This is a genomic window from Bradyrhizobium sp. CSA207 (assembly GCF_029051685.1).
Classification (GTDB): domain Bacteria; phylum Pseudomonadota; class Alphaproteobacteria; order Rhizobiales; family Xanthobacteraceae; genus Bradyrhizobium.
In genome coordinates this window covers 74221-92724 of the sequence record NZ_JAACFT010000027.1, presented here as the reverse complement: position 1 = coordinate 92724, position 18504 = coordinate 74221, and the positions used below count along the sequence as shown (strand labels likewise).

18 protein-coding genes are annotated in these 18504 nt (G+C 64.3%); 17 read left to right on the top strand and 1 reads right to left on the bottom strand.

The window, feature by feature from the left end; genetic code table 11:
• The first annotated feature begins 3 nt into the window (after positions 1 to 3).
• The 8 genes from GWG65_RS27920 (at position 4) to GWG65_RS27885 (ending at position 7794) form a co-directional block, all read left to right on the top strand.
• Positions 4 to 1518 (top strand): tripartite tricarboxylate transporter permease, encoded by a 1515-nt coding sequence (locus GWG65_RS27920; RefSeq protein ID WP_275198772.1) that lies wholly within the window; start codon positions 4 to 6, stop codon positions 1516 to 1518.
• A 347-nt stretch (positions 1519 to 1865) separates the two neighbouring features.
• Entirely contained in the window at positions 1866 to 2660 is a 795-nt protein-coding gene (locus GWG65_RS27915; RefSeq protein ID WP_275198771.1) for a thymidylate synthase, read from the top strand.
• A 5-nt stretch (positions 2661 to 2665) separates the two neighbouring features.
• Positions 2666 to 3151 carry a GNAT family N-acetyltransferase gene (locus GWG65_RS27910; RefSeq protein ID WP_275198770.1) on the top strand — a complete coding sequence of 162 codons (486 nt, stop codon included), beginning with the start codon at positions 2666 to 2668 and terminating at the stop codon, positions 3149 to 3151.
• A complete protein-coding gene (locus GWG65_RS27905; RefSeq protein ID WP_275198788.1) occupies positions 3151 to 3660 on the top strand; it encodes a dihydrofolate reductase in 510 nt (169 codons plus the stop codon). The genes GWG65_RS27910 and GWG65_RS27905 overlap by 1 nt, the downstream gene beginning before the upstream one ends.
• Positions 3661 to 3819: 159 nt before the next feature.
• Positions 3820 to 4956 carry an FtsH protease activity modulator HflK gene (gene hflK / locus GWG65_RS27900; protein ID WP_275198769.1) on the top strand — a complete coding sequence of 379 codons (1137 nt, stop codon included), beginning with the start codon at positions 3820 to 3822 and terminating at the stop codon, positions 4954 to 4956.
• Positions 4953 to 5849: a protease modulator HflC gene (gene hflC / locus GWG65_RS27895; RefSeq protein ID WP_275198768.1), complete on the top strand. Its 897-nt coding sequence runs from the start codon at positions 4953 to 4955 to the stop codon at positions 5847 to 5849. Before hflK ends, hflC begins: the two co-directional genes overlap by 4 nt.
• Positions 5850 to 5920: 71 nt before the next feature.
• Entirely contained in the window at positions 5921 to 6127 is a 207-nt protein-coding gene (locus tag GWG65_RS27890; protein WP_275198767.1) for a DUF2065 domain-containing protein, read from the top strand.
• Positions 6128 to 6273: 146 nt separating this feature from the next.
• Positions 6274 to 7794 (top strand): Do family serine endopeptidase, encoded by a 1521-nt coding sequence (locus tag GWG65_RS27885; RefSeq protein ID WP_275198766.1) that lies wholly within the window; start codon positions 6274 to 6276, stop codon positions 7792 to 7794.
• Positions 7795 to 7911: 117 nt separating this feature from the next.
• Here GWG65_RS27885 and serB read toward each other — a convergent pair whose 3' ends face one another.
• Positions 7912 to 8817, bottom strand: coding sequence for a phosphoserine phosphatase SerB (gene serB, locus GWG65_RS27880; protein WP_275198765.1), 906 nt, complete (start codon positions 8815 to 8817; stop codon positions 7912 to 7914).
• 11 nt (positions 8818 to 8828) lie between these two features.
• On the opposite strand from serB, the gene miaA reads away from it, so the two are divergent.
• The 9 genes from miaA to GWG65_RS27835 all read left to right on the top strand — a co-directional run bounded on the left by miaA (position 8829) and on the right by GWG65_RS27835 (position 18497).
• Positions 8829 to 9785 (top strand): tRNA (adenosine(37)-N6)-dimethylallyltransferase MiaA, encoded by a 957-nt coding sequence (gene miaA / locus GWG65_RS27875; RefSeq protein WP_275198764.1) that lies wholly within the window; start codon positions 8829 to 8831, stop codon positions 9783 to 9785.
• A gap of 329 nt (positions 9786 to 10114) precedes the next feature.
• On the top strand, positions 10115 to 11890 hold the full coding sequence (locus tag GWG65_RS27870) for an acetolactate synthase 3 large subunit (protein ID WP_275198763.1): 1776 nt from the start codon (positions 10115 to 10117) through the stop codon (positions 11888 to 11890).
• A gap of 154 nt (positions 11891 to 12044) precedes the next feature.
• Complete coding sequence (locus tag GWG65_RS27865; protein WP_275198762.1) at positions 12045 to 13025, top strand: threonine dehydratase; 981 nt, start codon at positions 12045 to 12047, stop codon at positions 13023 to 13025.
• Positions 13026 to 13176: 151 nt separating this feature from the next.
• Positions 13177 to 13719 carry an acetolactate synthase small subunit gene (ilvN, locus tag GWG65_RS27860; protein WP_028156452.1) on the top strand — a complete coding sequence of 181 codons (543 nt, stop codon included), beginning with the start codon at positions 13177 to 13179 and terminating at the stop codon, positions 13717 to 13719.
• Positions 13720 to 13722: 3 nt separating this feature from the next.
• On the top strand, positions 13723 to 14418 hold the full coding sequence (locus GWG65_RS27855; RefSeq protein WP_275198761.1) for a class I SAM-dependent methyltransferase: 696 nt from the start codon (positions 13723 to 13725) through the stop codon (positions 14416 to 14418).
• 49 nt (positions 14419 to 14467) lie between these two features.
• Complete coding sequence (locus GWG65_RS27850; protein WP_275198760.1) at positions 14468 to 15343, top strand: EamA family transporter; 876 nt, start codon at positions 14468 to 14470, stop codon at positions 15341 to 15343.
• Positions 15344 to 15350: 7 nt separating this feature from the next.
• Positions 15351 to 15953: a LysE family translocator gene (locus GWG65_RS27845; protein ID WP_275198759.1), complete on the top strand. Its 603-nt coding sequence runs from the start codon at positions 15351 to 15353 to the stop codon at positions 15951 to 15953.
• Between the two features lie 133 nt (positions 15954 to 16086).
• Positions 16087 to 17106: a ketol-acid reductoisomerase gene (ilvC, locus tag GWG65_RS27840; RefSeq protein ID WP_148740630.1), complete on the top strand. Its 1020-nt coding sequence runs from the start codon at positions 16087 to 16089 to the stop codon at positions 17104 to 17106.
• A gap of 536 nt (positions 17107 to 17642) precedes the next feature.
• Positions 17643 to 18497 (top strand): SDR family oxidoreductase, encoded by an 855-nt coding sequence (locus GWG65_RS27835; RefSeq protein WP_275198758.1) that lies wholly within the window; start codon positions 17643 to 17645, stop codon positions 18495 to 18497.
• Positions 18498 to 18504: the final 7 nt, after the last annotated feature.

The window sequence follows — 18504 nt, the reverse complement described above, 5'->3', positions numbered from 1 at the left end:
GTAATGGAGCTCTTTGCCAACCTCGCTCACGGTTTTGCCGTCGCACTCACTCCGATCAACCTGCTGATGTGCCTGATCGGTGCCCTCGTCGGCACGCTGGTCGGCGTTCTCCCGGGCATCGGCACCATCGCGACGGTCGCGATGTTGCTGCCGATCACCTTCGGCCTGCCGCCGGTCGGTGCGTTGATCATGCTCGCCGGCATCTATTACGGCGCCCAGTATGGCGGTTCGACCACATCGATCCTGGTCAACATACCCGGCGAGGCGACCTCGGTGGTCACCGCCATCGACGGCCACCAGATGGCGAAGCAAGGGCGCGCCGGCCCGGCGCTGGCCATCGCGGCGATCGGCTCGTTTTTCGCCGGCTGCGTTGCGACCATCCTGATCGCCGTTCTCGGCGCGCCACTGACCAAGCTCGCGCTGGCCTTCGGCCCGGCCGAATATTTCTCGCTGATGGTGCTCGGCCTGATCTTTGCGGTGGTGCTGGCCAAGGGCTCCGTGCTGAAGGCGATCGCGATGATCGTGTTCGGCCTGCTGCTGTCGATGGTCGGCTCGGACATCGAGACCGGCGCCTCGCGCATGGCCTTCAACATTCCCGAACTGGCCGACGGCCTCGGCTTTGCGACGGTGGCGATGGGCGTGTTCGGCTTTGCCGAGATCATCCGCAACCTCGACGCCGGCGCCGAGATGAACCGCGATCTCGTGCAGCAGAAGATCACCGGCCTGATGCCGACCAGGAAGGACCTGGCCGACTCGACGCCGGCGATCCTGCGCGGCACCGTGCTGGGTTCGATTCTCGGCATCCTGCCGGGCGGCGGCGCGGTGATCGCGTCGTTCGCGGCCTACACGCTCGAGAAGAAGATCGCCAAGAACCCGTCGCGGTTCGGCCGCGGTGCGATCGAGGGCGTGGCGGCGCCGGAAAGCGCCAACAACGCCGCGGCGCAGACCTCCTTCATCCCGCTGCTCACCCTCGGCATCCCGCCGAATGCGGTGATGGCGCTGATGGTGGGCGCGATGACCATTCACGGCATCGTGCCGGGTCCGCAGGTGATGCAGAAGCAGCCGGATCTCGTCTGGGGCATGATCGCCTCGATGTGGATCGGCAATCTGATGCTGATCATCATCAACCTGCCGCTGGTCGGAATCTGGGTGCGGCTGCTGCGTGTACCGTACCGGCTGATGTTCCCCTCGATCGTGATCTTCTGTGCAATCGGCATCTACTCGGTGAACAACGCACCGGTCGACGTCATCCTCGCCGGCGTGTTCGGTTTGGTCGGCTACTGGCTGATCAAGCACGACTTCGAGCCGGCACCGCTGCTGCTCGGCATGGTGCTGGGACCGCTGATGGAAGAGAACCTGCGCCGTGCGCTTCTGATTTCGCGCGGCGACTGGAGCGTGTTCCTGACGCGCCCGCTGTCCGCCGTGCTGCTGGCGATCGCGGCGTTCCTGCTGGTACTCACCGTGCTGCCCGCGTTGCGCGCCAAGCGTGACGAGGTGTTCACCGAATCGGAGAACTGATCGCGACCCGCCCTGCGTCAGCGCGCCGCATTCGGAAGTCGCCTCGACTTCTCCGACGGCTTCGTGAAATGAAAATGCCGGCCGTGTGGCCGGCATTTCTTGTCCGAGGGATAATGACGACCTCCCCGGCGACTATGGTGCTCAAGCCGGCAAGTTAGCCTGCAGGATCAAGTCGATAGGCAGGGCGGAATGCAGGTTCCGTCCCTTGCCATTGGGGTCGGGAACGCTCACTTTTCCGGGTATAATCCGTGCCCCCGGCGAATCGCCGCTGTCGCAGCGCGGGGCCGGCCGTTAAGTTCGCCATCCTCCCAAAGGCTGGCTGCCGTCTTTCTAAAGGTTTTTGGCACATGCACCAGTATCAGGACCTGCTCGAGCGGATTCTTTCGGACGGCGCCGAGAAGACCGATCGGACCGGCACCGGCACGCTGTCGGTGTTCGGCCATCAGATGCGCTTCAATCTGTCCGCCGGCTTCCCGATGCTGACCACCAAGCGGCTGCCGCTGAAGGCGATCGTGCACGAGCTGCTGTGGTTCCTGAAGGGCGACACCAACATCAAATATCTACGCGACCACGGCGTCACCATCTGGGACGAGTGGGCGGACGCCAACGGCGATCTCGGCCCGGTCTACGGCCATCAATGGCGTTCCTGGCCTGCGCCGGACGGGCGCAGCATCGACCAGATCGCGAATGTCGTCGACATGATCAAGCGCAACCCGGACTCGCGCCGCCTGATCGTTTCAGCCTGGAATCCGGCCGAGGTCGACAAGATGGCGCTGCCGCCGTGCCATTGCCTGTTCCAGTTCTACGTCGCGAACGGCAAGCTGTCGTGCCAGCTCTATCAGCGCTCGGCCGACGTGTTCCTCGGCGTGCCCTTCAACATCGCCTCCTATGCACTGCTCACCATGATGGTCGCGCAGGTCACCGGCCTGAAGCCGGGCGATTTCGTGCATTCGTTCGGCGACACCCATCTCTATTCCAACCACCTGGAACAAGCGCGACTCCAGCTCACGCGCACGCCGCGCGCACTGCCGGTGATGCGGATCAACCCTGACGTGAAGGACATCTTCTCCTTCCGCTACGAGGATTTCGAGCTGGTCGGCTACGATCCGCACCCGCACATCAAGGCCGCAGTCGCGGTCTGACGCAGATGTCGCTCAACATTCGCCGCGCGCGTCCTGGCGAAGCCGGGCTCGTTCTTTCCTTCATCCGCGAACTCGCCGCGTACGAAAAGCTTTCGCACGAGGTTGAGGCGACCGAGGCGATGATCGCTGACGCGCTGTTCGGCAGCGATCCGCGGCTTTATTGCGCGATCACCGAGTGGAACGGCGAGCCGGTCGGTTTCGCGGTGTGGTTCGTCAATTTCTCCACCTTCAGCGGCCGCCACGGCATCTATCTTGAGGACCTCTATGTGCGGCCGTCGCACCGGGGCCGGGGCCTCGGCAAGGCTCTGCTGGTTTATCTGGCCAACGAATGCGTCGAGAACGGCTGGTCGCGCCTGCAATGGGCGGTGCTCGACTGGAACGCGCCGTCGATCGCGTTCTACAAGTCGCTCGGCGCCGTGATGATGGACGACTGGACGCTGTGCCGCGTCACCGGACCTGCGTTGACACGCCTTGCCGGGAGGGGGACGTGATGGAGATCGTCTTCGTCGTCGCGATCGCGGAGAACGGCGTCATCGGCGCCGCTGGTGCGATTCCGTGGCGATTGAAAGCCGACATGCAGCGCTTCAAGGCGCTCACGGTCGGCAAGCCCGTGATCATGGGTCGCAAGACCTTCGAGTCGCTGCGCCGGCCGCTGCCCGGCCGTACCAACATCGTCATCACGCGCGATGCGGCCTACCGCGCCGCCGGCGTCGTCGTCACGACCTCGGCGGAGGATGCGGGCGCGGTTGCGCGCGGTGACGCCCTGCGGCGTTCGGCCGCCGAGATTGCGGTGATCGGCGGCGCCGAGATCTACCGGCAATGGATCGATCGCGCCGATCGCCTGGAAATCACCGAAGTGCACGCGCAGCCCGAAGGTGACACCCATTTCGAGATCGATAAGGCGCGGTGGGAGGAAACCAGCCGCCTCCGTCATCCGGCCGGTCCTGACGACAGCGCCGACTTCTCCTATGTGACATATCGTCGGCGGCCGCGCCATTAACCGCATTCGTCAATGTTTACATTGACTTTTTCCTGCCCGAGCATAGCTCGAGAGACGGTCAAGGCCGCGTTGTAAGGGACCTGCCGGTCCCCTATAAAGCCGGACCGGACAATGCGGGCCGGGCGAGTTCTAGTCCTGGTCTGCCGAGGAGACTGTCGAATGCCGTGGAAGAATCAGGGCGGTGGCCCGTGGGGCTCGGGTCCGAAAGGACCATGGGGCTCAGGCCCGCAACCGGTCGGACCGAGGCCGCCGGATCTGGAAGACCTTCTGCGGCGCGGTCAGGACCGCCTCCAGCAGATCATGCCGGGTGGCTATTTCTCCGGCGTCGGCATCACGCTGATCCTGCTCATCATCGTCGCGCTCTGGCTGTTGTCGGGCTTCTTCCGCGTGCAGTCCGAAGAACAAGGCGTCGTTCTGCGCTTCGGCAAGCACGTGCGGACCGTGGATCCGGGCCTGAACTATCACCTGCCCTATCCGATCGAAACGGTGCTGCTGCCAAAGGCGTTGCGCGTCTCCACCATTTCCATCGGCATGACGTTGATCGAGGATCCGGCCCGGCGCGGCCGCTCCATCCGCGACGTGCCGGAAGAAAGCCTGATGCTGACCGGCGACGAGAACATCGTCGACGTCGACTTCACCGTGCTCTGGCGTATCAAGCCGAACGGCGTCGGCAACTTCCTGTTCAACATCCAGAACCCCGAGGGCACCGTGAAGGCGGTCGCCGAGAGCGCGATGCGCGAGGTGATCGGCCGCTCCAATATCCAGCCGATCCTGACCGGGGCGCGGACGCAGACCGAAACCACCGTGCAGGACTTGATGCAAAGGACGCTCGACAATTACGGCGCCGGCATCCAGATCGCCCAGGTGCAGATGCAGAAGGTCGACCCGCCGGCACAGGTGATCGACGCGTTCCGCGACGTGCAGGCGGCGCGCGCCAACCTCGAGCAATTGCAGAATGAGGCGCAGACCTACGCCAACAAGGTCGTGCCTGAAGCGCGCGGCCGCGCGGCGCAGATCATGCAGGCGGCCGAAGGCTACAAGGAGCAGGCGGTTGCCGAAGCCAAGGGCCAAAGCTCGCGCTTCCTGAAGGTGTACGAAGAATACAAGAAGGCGCCCGACGTGACGCGTGAACGAATTTATCTGGAGACGATGGAGCGCGTGCTCGGGGGCTCGGAAAAGCTGATCTATGATGGAGGCTCCTCGGGCCAGGGCGTCGTGCCCTATCTACCGCTCAACGAATTGACGACCAAGCGACCCGCCCCGACCGGCCAGCAGTCGAGCGGAGGCAGCCGATGAGGTCCCCCGTTACAGGTATCGTCGGACTTCTCGGACTTCTCCTGGTCCTGATTGTCGCCTACATGTCGCTGTTCACGGTGCAACAGACCGAGCAGACCATCGTGCTGCAGTTCGGTAAGCCGGTGGACGTCGTCACAGACCCCGGGCTGCACTTCAAGGCGCCCTGGAACTCCGTGATCAACATCGATAAGCGGATCCTCGACCTGGAGAATCCCTCGCAGGAGGTCATCGCCTCCGACCAGAAGCGCCTCGTGGTCGACGCCTTCGCGCGTTATCGCATCAAGGACGCGTTGCGTTTCTATCAGAGCGTCGGCTCGATCCAGGCCGCCAACCTGCAGCTGACGTCGCTACTGAATGCGGCGCTGCGCCGCGTTCTCGGCGAGGTCAACTTCATCACCGTGGTGCGTGACGAGCGCGAGAAGCTGATGGGGCGCATCCGCGAGCAGCTCGACCACGAGGCCGACGGGTACGGCATCGAGGTGGTCGACGTTCGCATCCGCCGCGCGGACCTGCCGGAGCAGAACAGCCAGGCGGTCTACCAGCGCATGCAGACCGAACGTCAGCGTGAAGCGGCCGAGTTCCGCGCGCAGGGCGGTCAGAAGGCGCAGGAGATCCGCTCCAAGGCCGATCGTGAGGCGACGGTGATCATCGCCGAAGCCAACTCGACCGCCGAGCAGACGCGCGGCGTCGGTGACGCCGAGCGCAACCGCTTGTTCGCGGAGTCCTACGGCAAGGACGCAGACTTCTTCTCCTTCTACCGGTCGATGACGGCGTATGAGAACGGCCTGCGCTCGAATGACACCCGCTTCCTGCTCCGCCCCGACTCGGATTTCTTCCGGTATTTCAGTAACCCGAGCGGCAAAACGGCGACCCAGACACCGGCGAAGCCGTAAGCGAGACGAAGGGCGGAACTTTTGCCGCCCTTGGTCCAGATAAGAACAACACAACGGGAGGTTCCAATCCGATGAGGTCCATTGCGTTCGCCGACTTCCTCATCGGCTTGGGCATCCTGTTCGTGCTGGAAGGCTTGATGTTTGCGGCAAGTCCGGCCTGGATGCGCAGGGCGATGAAGAGCGCGCTTGCCACGCCCGATCATATCCTGCGGGCGGTGGGGATCGCTTCGGCCGTCGCGGGCCTGATCCTGATCTGGGTCATGCGGCGGCCCATTTAGCGGCGGTGCCAACGCCAAAGTGAAGGCGAGGGGCAGTTTTTCGCCGTATTATCCGCGTCTTGAGGTCCGTTAACCTCCGTGCTTGCGCCCTCGACCCGTTCGAGCGCAGTCTGATGCCGAATCCCTTATTCTCTCTGGAGACCACAATGAACGCTGCAACCATTGCCCCGGCCCGCTTGCGCCATTGCGTGCGCCTTGGGCTGGCTGCGCTCGCCGTCGGCGCTGTCAGCGCGTTCGGCTCGCCCGCTCATGCGCGTGGACCCGATGGCATCGCCGACGTCGCCGAGAAGGTGATCGACGCGGTCGTCAACATCTCGACCTCGCAGACCGTCGAAGCCAAGGGCGGCGGCGGCAGCAACGCCATGCCGCAGCTGCCGCCGGGCTCGCCCTTCGAGGAATTCTTCGATGACTTCTTCAAGAACCGCCGCGGTCCCGGCGGCGGCGGCAAGGGCGGCGAGCGCGGAGATGGCGGCCCGCAGCCCCGCAAGACCAATTCGCTCGGCTCCGGCTTCATCATCGACACCACCGGCGTTGTCGTCACCAACAACCACGTCATCGCCGATGCCGACGAGATCAACGTCATTCTCAACGACGGCACCAAGATCAAGGCCGAGTTGGTCGGCGTCGACAAGAAGACCGATCTGGCCGTGTTGAAATTCAAGCCGACCAAGCCGCTGGTGTCGGTGAAGTTCGGCGACTCCGACAAGCTGCGCCTCGGCGACTGGGTGGTCGCGATCGGCAACCCCTTCAGTCTCGGCGGCACGGTCACGGCCGGCATCGTCTCGGCCAAGAACCGCGATATCTCCTCAGGTCCCTATGACAGCTATATCCAGACCGACGCCTCTATCAACCGCGGCAATTCCGGCGGTCCGCTGTTCAACCTCGATGGCGACGTGATCGGCGTCAACACACTGATCATCTCTCCCTCCGGCGGCTCGATCGGCATCGGCTTCGCCGTGCCGTCGAAGACCGTCGCGGGTGTCGTCGACCAGCTCCGCCAGTTCGGCGAGCTCCGCCGCGGCTGGCTGGGCGTACGCATACAGAGCGTCACCGACGAGATCGCCGAGAGCCTCAACATCAAGCCGCCGCGCGGCGCGCTGGTTGCCGGCATCGACGACAAGGGCCCGGCCAAGCCCGCCGGCATCGAGCCCGGCGACGTCGTCGTCAAATTCGACGGCAAGGACGTCAAGGATCCGAAGGACCTTTCCCGCGTCGTCGCCGACACGGCGGTCGGAAAGGAGGTCGACGTCGTCATCATCCGCAAGGGCCAGGAGGAGACCAAGAAGGTCACGCTCGGCCGCTTGCAGGATCCCGAGAAGGTGCAGGCCGCGGTGAAGACCGAGGAGCCCGCGCCCGAAAAGACCGTGACGCAGAAGGCGCTTGGCCTCGATCTCGCGGCGCTGAGCAAGGATTTGCGCACGCGCTACAAGATCAAGGACAGCGTCAAGGGCGTGGTCGTCACCAATGTCGACGGGAATTCGGACGCCGCGGAGAAGCGGCTTTCCGCCGGCGACGTCATCGTCGAGGTGGCGCAGGAAGCCGTGTCTAGCGGCGCCGACATCCAGAAGCGCGTCGACCAGCTCAAGAAGGACGGCAAGAAGTCCGTCCTGCTGCTGGTCTCCAACGGCGACGGCGAGTTGCGGTTCGTGGCCCTGAGCGTGCAGTAGAGGAGCACGTTCTAGCCTTCGTCATGGCCGGGCTTGCCCGGCCATGACGTGGCACCACGCGTGGTGAGAGACGTGGCTGCCCGGGACAAGCCCGGGCATGGCGACGGAGAGCTGGATTTAGCCCTCCACAAACTCCTCGCGCCGATACCCCTGCGCATAGAGCAGCGCGGTGAGGTCGCCATGATCGATCCGCGCCGCCGCGGCGGCCGCGACCGCCGGCTTGGCGTGATACGCAACCCCCAGCCCCGCGGCCTGGATCATTGCAAGGTCATTGGCACCGTCGCCGACCACCAGCGAGTCGATGTCATCGAGATCGCGCGACTCCATCAGGTCGACGAGCGTCGCGAGCTTTGCCGCACGGCCCAGAATCGGCTCCTTCACCTCGCCGGTGAACTTGCCGTCGCGCACGACGAGCTCGTTGGCGCGGTTTTCCTGGAAGCCGATCCTGGCGGCGACCGCGCGCGTGAACAGCGTGAAGCCGCCGGAGACCAGGCAGGCATAGGCGCCGTGCGCGCGCATGGTCGCGACCAGCGTGCCGCCGCCCGGCGTCGGCGTGATGCGTTTCGCAAGGACTTCGTCGACCACGGCGGCGGGCAGGTCCTTCAGGAGCGCGACGCGCTCGCGCAAGGCGGGCTCGAACTCGATCTCGCCGCGCATGGCGCGTTCGGTGATCCCGGCCACATGGGCCTTCCGCCCGACAAAATCGGCAAGCTCATCGATGCATTCCTGGCCGATCATGGTGGAATCCATGTCGGCGAGAAAAAGCTTCTTGCGCCGGAAGCCGGACGGCTGCACCACGATGTCGATCGGCAGGTCGCCGCGAAGCTCGCGCAACCGCTGTTCGATAGCGTGACGGTCGCCTCCGAGGTTACTGTCGGCGCCGAAGGGGATGTCGACGGCAACCCCGTCGAACAGCCAATGCGCAGGTGCCGCCTGGGGCAGCACGGCGCGGGCGCCATCGACGATGGTGCTGTCGAGCGCGGGATTGGCGGGATTGCAGATCAGCGTGGCGACGAGGGACATTTGAGGTTTTCGTGAGCGAGGGGCAAGTCAGCAGAAGGCATGTTGGCAAGGCCGTGCTTATCGCAGGCCCGACCGCCAGCGGCAAGTCGGCGCTGGCGCTCGAGCTTGCGCTGACGACGGGCGGCGTCGTCATCAATGCCGATTCCATGCAGGTCTACCGTGACCTGCGTATCATCACGGCGCGCCCCACGCATGGCGATGAGGCACGGGTGCCGCACCGCCTCTACGGCCATGTCGATGCCGCCGTGAATTTTTCGACCGGCGCCTGGGTGAGCGACGCCGCGCAGGCGCTCGAAGAGGCGAAAGCCGAAGGCCGTCTGCCGATCTTCGTCGGCGGCACTGGGCTGTATTTCAAGGCTCTGACCGCAGGTCTCTCCGTGGTGCCGCCGATTCCTGCCGAGGTGCGCGAGGGCGTTCGGGCGCGGCTGGAGCGGAACGGCGTCGAGGCGCTGCATGCGGAACTCGCAGCCTCCGATCCGCGTGCGGCCGAGCGACTGAACCTGCGCGACCGCACCCGCATCGCGCGCGCGCTCGAGGTGATCGAGGCGACCGGGCGCTCGCTGCTCGACTGGCACCGCGAGGGCCAGCCGCCGCTGTTGCCCAAGGACAGTTTTCGCGGGGTGTTTCTGAGCCCCGAGCGCGACGAACTCTATGCCCGCATCGATGCCCGCTTCGACGCCATGCTGGGCGCCGGCGCGCTGAAGGAAATCGAGCGGTTGGCGGCTCGGAATCTCGATCCGCTGCTGCCGGCGATGAAGGCCCATGGCGTGCCGGCGCTGATCCGGCATCTGCGCGGCGAGTTCAGCCTGGAGGAGGCCGCCAGCATCGGCCGCGCCGACACCCGCCATTACGCCAAGCGCCAGTTCACCTGGTTCAGGCACCAGCTGCCCGCGTTCGAATGGGTGAAGCCGGAGGAGGCGAGGGGGTGGCTTGCAGCCATCGTGAACGCTGCGCGCGACCCCGATTGACGTGCCTTTGTGGCGGCGGCGCCGAATTTACCTCTCGCCGAACCGCAGGAACCCCGCTACACTCCCGAAATCGCGCGGGAACGGCCGCATTGCCTTGACATCCGGGCTTTGACCGCTATGTTTCGCGCAACCTTTGGGAAGTCCGGCACCAGCCATGCGTAATATTATTACCAAACTCCTTATCGCCGTCGTACCCAGGCACACCGCCGGGGGTGGCTAGCTGCCATCCACACGACAGGCGGTGTGCATGGGCCCTCTTCGGGGCCTTTTTTATTTGCCGAACCAGACACGAACGAAGCCGCTGACAACAGCGCATCCGGAGCAAGCCAATGAGCGACAAGAGCCACGATCCGAACCAGATGACCGGCGCCGCGATGATCGTTCGCGCGCTCATCGATCATGGCGTGACCGACATTTTCGGCTATCCCGGCGGCGCGGTGCTTCCGATCTATGACGAGATTTTCCAGCAGAGCGAGGTCCAGCACATCCTGGTCCGCCACGAACAGGGCGCGGGCCATGCCGCCGAGGGCTATGCGCGCTCGACCGGAAAGCCCGGCGTTGCGCTGGTGACCTCCGGCCCCGGCGCCACCAACATGGTGACGCCGCTGACCGACGCGCTGATGGACTCGATCCCCCTGGTCTGCATCTCCGGCCAGGTGCCGACGCATCTGATCGGCAACGATGCGTTCCAGGAATGCGACACCGTCGGCATCACGCGCCCCTGCACCAAGCACAACTGGCTGGTGCGCGACGTCAACGATCTCGCAAAAGTGCTGCACGAGGCCTTCTACGTCGCGACCTCTGGCCGTCCGGGCCCGGTGCTCGTCGATGTGCCGAAGGACGTGCAGTTTGCGACCGGCACCTATCATCCGCCGCGCAAGTCCGATGTGCACCGGTCCTATGCGCCGCGCGTGAAAGGCGACGCGACGCAGATTCGCAAGGCGGTGGCGCTGCTCGCAGGCGCCAAGCGCCCTGTGATCTACAGCGGCGGCGGCGTCATCAATTCCGGTCTCGAGGCGACCAAGCTGCTGCGCGAACTGGTCGAGGTCACCGGTTTTCCGATCACCTCCACGCTGATGGGCTTGGGCGCCTATCCGGCGTCGGGCAAGAACTGGCTCGGCATGCTCGGCATGCACGGCACCTACGAAGCCAACATGACCATGCATGATTGCGACGTCATGCTGTGCGTCGGCGCGCGCTTCGACGACCGTATCACCGGCCGCGTCGACGCGTTCTCGCCGGGCTCGAAGAAGATCCACATCGACATCGATCCGTCCTCGATCAACAAGAACATCCACGTCGATGTGCCGATCATCGGCGACTGCGGCAACATCCTCGGCGACATCCTGCAGGTGTTCAAGGCGGAGGCGAAGAAGCCCGACATCAAGGCGTGGTGGCAGCAGATCGCGCAGTGGCGCGCCCGCAACTCGCTCTATTACAAGAAGAGCAACGACGTCATCCTGCCGCAGCATGCGATCCAGAGCCTGTTCGAGGCAACGCGCGGCAAGGACACCTACATCACGACCGAGGTCGGCCAGCACCAGATGTGGGCCGCGCAGTTCTTCGGCTTCGAGGAGCCGCACCGCTGGATGACGTCGGGCGGTCTCGGCACCATGGGCTATGGCCTGCCGGCGGCGGTCGGCGTGCAGGTCGCCCATCCCGACAGCCTCGTCATCGATATCGCGGGCGACGCCTCGGTGCAGATGACGATGCAGGAGATGTCGACGGCGGTGCAGTACGAGCTGCCGATCAAGATATTCATCCTCAACAACCAGTACATGGGCATGGTGCGGCAGTGGCAGCAGCTGCTCCACGGCAACCGGCTGTCGCATTCCTACTCCGAGGCGCTGCCGGATTTCGTCAAGCTCGCGGAAGCCTATGGCGGCGTCGGCATCCAGGTGCACAAGCCTGCCGATCTCGACGGCGCCATCCAGGAGATGATCTCGGTCAAGCGCCCGGTGCTGTTCGACTGCCGCGTCGCCGCACTCGAAAACTGCTTCCCGATGATCCCGTCCGGCAAGGCGCACAATGAGATGCTGTTGCCGGAACAGGCGAACGACGAGGCCACGGCAAAGGCATTTGCCGGCGGCAAGGCCCTGGTTTGACGCCGATGGCCAAACGTTCCGCTGTCATCGCCCGGCTCGACCGGGCGATCCAGTACGCCGCGGCCCCTCCATTGCTCTCAGGGGTCTCTGGAATACTGGATCCCCGCCTTCGCGGGGATGACAGCCGTGAGAGATGGTCGATGGAAAGAGCAATATGTTCGACCTGACGGAACTAGAGCGCGCACATGCGATCGTGGGGCAGGCGGTGCCGGCAACGCCGGCACGCGGCTGGCCGCTGCTCGCTGAACGCCTCGGCACCGAGGTCGTGGTCAAGCACGAGAACCACACGCCGATCGGTGCCTTCAAGGTGCGAGGCGGTCTGGTCTATCTCGAACGGCTGAAGCGCGAGCGGCCGAACGTTCCGGGTATCATTTCGGCGACGCGCGGCAATCACGGCCAGAGCCTCGCGTTCGCGGCGAGCCGGCAGGGCGTACCCGCGGTGATCTACGTGCCGCGGGGCAACTCGGTCGAGAAGAATCGCGCGATGAAGGCCTTTGGTGCCGAGCTTGTCGAGCACGGCGAGGATTTTCAAGCGGCGAGCGAGGAGGCGGGACGCCACGCGCAGTTCGCCGGGCTCCACATGGTGCCGTCGTTCCACACCGATCTGGTGTTGGGCGTTGCGACCTACGCGCTCGAGCTGTTCAGAGCCGCGCCAGATCTCGACATCCTCTATGTGCCGATCGGCCAGGGCTCCGGCATCTGCGGCTGCATCATGGCGCGCGACCTCCTCGGCCTGAAGACCGAGATCGTCGGCGTGCAGTCGACCGAGGCGCCGTCCTACGCGCTGTCGTTCGCGGCGGGCAAGATCGTGACGACCGAGACCAGCAACACGCTCGCCGACGGCATGGCGACGCGGATTCCCGATCCCGAAGCGTTTGCCATCATCCGCAAGGGTGCCTCGCGCATCGTGCAGGTCGGTGACGACGAGGTGGCGACCGCCATCCGCGCTTACTGGACTGATACGCATAATCTTGCCGAAGGCGCTGGCGCAGCTCCGCTTGCTGCGGCGCTACAGGAAAAGAACAAGCTGCCGGGCCAGCGTGTCGGTCTCGTGCTGTCCGGCGGCAACATCGATTTCGATCTGTTCCGCCGGTGGGTCGGAACGGATGCGCCAAGGCAGAGGGCGCTCGCATGATTACGCGTGCATTTGCCAAGTATTCCGCTGTCATCGTCCGGCTTGATCGGACGATCCAATACTCCGCGGCCGTCGTGGGAATCTCGATGCCGGTGAATACTGGATGCCCCGCCTTCGCGGGGCATGACAAGAAAGAATAGAGGGGACGACAATGAACCAGCCCGCATCCGCCTATTTCATCGAGGACCGTCACGATCCCAACGAGACGCACACGCTGTCGGTGCTCGTGCAGAACGAGCCCGGCGTGCTCGCGCGTGTCATCGGCCTGTTCTCCGGGCGCGGCTACAACATCGAGAGCCTCACGGTCTCCGAGACCGAGAGCCAGAAGCATCTGTCGCGCATCACCATCGTAACCACGGGAACGCCGATGGTCATCGAGCAGATCAAGCATCAGCTCGATCGCATGATCCCGGTCTACCGCGTCGTCGACATGACGCTGACCAAGCGCTCGATCGAGCGCGAACTTGCCATGGTGAAAGTGCGCGGGCAGGGCGAGCATCGCGTCGAGGCGCTGCGTCTGGCGGACGCGTTCCGCGCCCGCGTGATCGACGCCACCACGGAGAGCTTTGTGTTCGAGATCACAGGCAATACGGACAAGATCAACCAGTTTATCGACCTGATGCGCCCGATCGGACTCGTCGAGGTGTCGCGCACCGGCGTTGCCGCGATCGGCCGCGGGCCCGAAGGGATGTGAATCATGCTGGCGCGCGACTGGTACTACAACGAGCGGAACCGCATGGGCATCGGGCCCGCGGTCGCCTCGATTTACGACAGTCACGATGACGCCGATCTGCGCGCGCGCGCCGCGCTGAAGATGCTCGGGGTGCAGCGCGGCTGGCGGATAGCCGACATCGGCTGCGGTCATGGCGTGCTGGCGACGGAAGCGGCGCTGATGGGTGCGCAGGTCGACGCCATCGATATCTCGCCCGCGATGCTGGCGCTCGCCGAAATCTACGCGCGAGACCGCAAGGCAAAGGTCGCAACGCAGTCGGCCGGCCTGCTCAGCTTTGCCTACCAGCCGGAATCCTACGATCTGATCGTCAGCGAGTTCACGCTGCATCATCTGCCGGATTTCTGGAAGGCGGTGGCGATGTCGCGGATCTATCGCGCGCTGAAGCCGGGTGCGAGCTTCTACCTGCGCGACATCGTCTACGTCTCGATGCCGGACCCGTCCGAGCGGGACGTCGAGCAATGGGCCGACTACCAGATCAAGAACCACGATTTCTCGCGCGAGAGCGTTGTCACACATATGCGCGATGAATATTCCACCTTCGGCTGGGTGATGGAGCGGCTGCTGACCGACGTCGGTTTCACGCTGATCTCGGCCGACTACCACGCGCCCATGCACGGCACGTATCTGCTGCGAAAACCGAAAGCCGGCGAGCAAGGCTAGACTAGAACAACAAACAGGGCTGCACGACAAAGCAGAACCGAGAACAACAATGAAGCCGGCCGACATTTTCATCGCCCTCATGGTGGCGATCACCTGGGGCCTTGCCTTCGTGGCGAGCCGGATCGCGCTCGACGAGCTTTCACCGGAGCTGATGACCGCGTTGCGCTTTACGATCGCGGCGGTGCCTTGCCTGTTCATCCGCAAGCCGAAGATCGCCTGGCCGCTGCTGATCGCGATCAGCTTCACGCTGTTCCTCGGCCAGTTCCTGAGCCAGGCCTATGGCATCGCCCGTGGCGTACCGGTGGGGCTCACCAGCGTGGTCGTGCAGAGCCAGGCGCTGTTCACCATCGGCTTTGCCGCTGTCGCATTCGGCGAACGTGCGACACCGGCGCAGACGCTCGGCATCGTCATCGCAGCAATCGGCCTTCTGATGATCTGCGGGACCGTCGGTTATGACTTCAGCGTCGGCGCCTTCGCGGTTCTGATGATCGCGCCGGTCAGCTTCGCCGTCGGCAATCTGCTGCTCCGCGGCGCGCGCGGCGTGCCGATGTTCGATCTGTTCGCCTGGCTGTGCCTTGCATCAGCCGTGCCGCTGTTCGCGCTGGCGCTGATCGCCAATGGCCCGGCGCCGACCTGGACATCGCTGACTCATATGTCGCTGACCACCGGTCTCTGCATGCTGGCGCTTGGCGGCATCTCGACCAGCATCGCCTATTGGCTGTGGGGTCGGCTTCTGCGCGACTATCCCGCTGCGCAGGTGGTACCGTTCGCATTGCTGGTGCCGTTCGTCGGCTCGGCCGCCTCCAGCATCGTGTTCGGCGAGAGGTTCGGGCCGCTGCGACTTGCCGGCATGCTCACCGTGATCGGCGGCATCGCGGTGATGGTCTTGGCGGGGCGTCCTCAGGCGCTGCCGAAAGCTGTGTGAGGTGAATATGTCCCGCTCGCTACTCTATGCCTTCCTCGCCTTCATGGCGGTGATGTACTTCACTCCCGGGCCGAACAACATCATGCTGCTGTCTTCGGGGCTGACTTATGGCTTCCGGCGCACAGTCCCCCACATCGTCGGCATCGTCATCGGCTTCGCGTTCATGATTGCCGCGGTCGGCCTTGGGCTCGGCACCGTGTTTCTGGCCTATCCGATCCTCCAGGCCGTCTTGAAATATGCCGGCGCCGCCTACCTGGTTTACCTCGCCGCCGTGATCGCCTTCTCGGGTCCGGCCAAGCCGGGCGAGGCGAGCGGCCGCGGGCCGATGACCTTCTGGGGCGCGGCCATGTTCCAGTGGATCAACGCCAAGGGGTGGGTGATCGTGATCGGGACCATCACGGCCTATGCGGCCGTCGCCCAATTCCCGCTCAACATTGCGATACAGACCCTGATCAGCCTGCTCGTGGGCACAGTCTCGACCGTGGTCTGGGCCCTCTTCGGCACCGCACTGCGGCCGGTCCTGACCTCCGAGCGGCTGGTGCGCATCTTCAACATCCTGATGGCGATCCTGCTGTTGGCATCGCTCTACCCTGTTTTCATGGATGCATGATGCCGCAGTTTTTCATGCAGAAACGGGTTTCACAGGGGGCCGAAAATGCTCTAGACAGCCCCCGAAATCCGCAAATTTCACTCTCCGAGACCTGACCAACGGCCGATTCCGGCCCCTGAATGAGGAAATGACCATGCGTGTTTATTACGATCGCGACGCCGACCTGAACCTGATCAAGGGCAAGAAGGTTGTCATCGTCGGCTATGGCAGCCAGGGCCACGCCCACGCGCTGAACCTGAAGGATTCCGGCGTCAAGGAAGTCGCGATCGCGCTCCGCAAGGGTTCGGCCTCGGCCAAGAAGGCGGAAGCCGCCGGCTTCAAAGTGATGGAAGTCGCCGAGGCCGCCAAATGGGCCGATCTCGTCATGATGCTGACCCCCGACGAGCTCCAGGGCGACATCTACCGCGAGCACCTGCACGACAACATGAAGAAGGGCGCAGCCCTCGTCTTCGCGCACGGCCTCAACGTCCACTTCAACCTGCTCGACCCGCGCGCCGACCTCGACGTGCTGATGATCGCGCCGAAGGGCCCCGGCCACACCGTGCGCTCGGAGTATCAGCGCGGCGGCGGCGTGCCCTGCCTGATCGCGATCGCCAAGGACGTCTCTGGCAACGCCCATGACCTCGGTCTGTCCTACGCCTCCGCCGTCGGCGGCGGCCGAGCCGGCATCATCGAGACCACCTTCAAGGAAGAGTGCGAGACCGATTTGTTCGGCGAGCAGGTCGTGCTCTGCGGCGGCTTGGTCGAGCTGATCAAGGGCGGCTACGAGACGCTGGTTGAAGCCGGCTATGCGCCGGAGATGGCCTATTTCGAGTGCCTGCACGAGGTGAAGCTGATCGTCGACCTGATCTATGAAGGCGGCATCGCCAACATGAACTACTCGATCTCCAACACCGCGGAGTACGGCGAGTACGTCACGGGTCCGCGCATCGTCACCGACGAGACCAAGAAGGAGATGAAGCGGGTTCTGAACGACATTCAGTCCGGCAAGTTCGCCCGTGACTGGATGCTCGAGAACAAGGTCAACCAGACCTCGTTCAAGGCGACTCGCGCCAAGCTCGCCGAGCACCCGATCGAGGAAGTCGGCGCCAAGCTGCGCGACATGATGCCCTGGATCAAGAAGGGTGCACTGGTCGACAAGAGCAAGAACTAAGTCGTCGTGCCCCGGACGCAGCGCAGCGTGTGAGCGATGCGCTGCTGATCCGGGGTCCATGCGGCCCCCGGGTCCCGGCTCTGCGGCGCGTCGCGCCTTCTCCGGGACACGAGCCAAAAACATAAGCTTCGCTCGTCAAACCAAATCTTAAATCTTCGCGACTACATCTGAACGATATCGCAAGCCAGCGGTCTCACCCTTTATCAGCTCGCGCCAAGCATTGCTGCTTCATTCAAATTCTTCGCGTGTTGAAGCGTCGTCGGAGCGCAAAGAACTGACGCTTAAACCACATTCTTGGTCCCGCGTCGTTTTCAGAATTTTTTCAGAAAGTTGCGATCGCTAAAAGCGCAGTCTCTTCAGAGGCAACGATTCGGCTCTTCATCCGCGTTTTCAGGATACAATCAATCTCATTTGCGACGTTCGCGCGCCGCTTCATCTTAAGAACCAAGATCTGCTGCGTCGGCCTGAGAGCTGGGCGGCATTGCGTACCGGCACCTCCCTCCTACATGATTGCGGGAACTTTGGGGGGAACAAACATGCGATCTGTCGTCATCACCGGCGCGTCCACTGGCATTGGCTGGGCCACTGCAAAATTCCTGATTGGGCGCGGCTATCGCGTCTTCGGCAGCGTCCGCAAGCAGGCCGATGCCGACCGGCTCAAGGGGGAGTTCGGCGCCAATTTCACGCCGCTGCTGTTCGACGTTACAGACGAGGCCGCCGTGCTGGCGGCTGCGCGCCAAGTGCGTGAGGCCCTGGGCGGCGAGACACTGGCCGGCCTCGTCAACAATGCCGGCATCGCGGTCGCCGGTCCGGTCCTCGAATTGTCGGCCGATGATTTCCGCCGCCAGATGGACATCAACGTCATCGGCCCGGTCATCGCCACGCAGGCGTTCGGGCCGCTGCTCGGCGCCGACCCGTCGCTGAGGGGGCCGAAGGGGCGGATCGTGATGATCAGCTCGGTCGCGGGCAAGAACGGCAACCCGCTGTCGGCGCCTTACTGTACCTCCAAGCACGCCATCGAGGGATTGTCGGAGAGCCTGCGGCGCGAGCTGATGCTGTTCGGCATCGACGTCATTATCGTCGCCCCCGGCGCGGTGAAGACGCCGATCTGGAGCAAGGCCGAGCAGATCGATCTCTCCGTTTACCAGAACTCGCCCTATCTGCCCGCCCTCAACAAGGTCATGGCCTTCATGATGGAGCTCGGTGCAAAGGGCTTGCCCGCCGAGCGGATCGCCGAAATCGTGTTCGATGCGTTGACGGCCTCAAATCCCAAGGTGCGCTACCAGATCACGCCGGACCGGCTGCGCTATCTGATCGGGGCCGTGTTGCCGAAACGGACGCTGGACCGCATCATCGCCAAACGGCTCGGGCTGCTGCCGCCGCAGGGCTGAGCCTGCC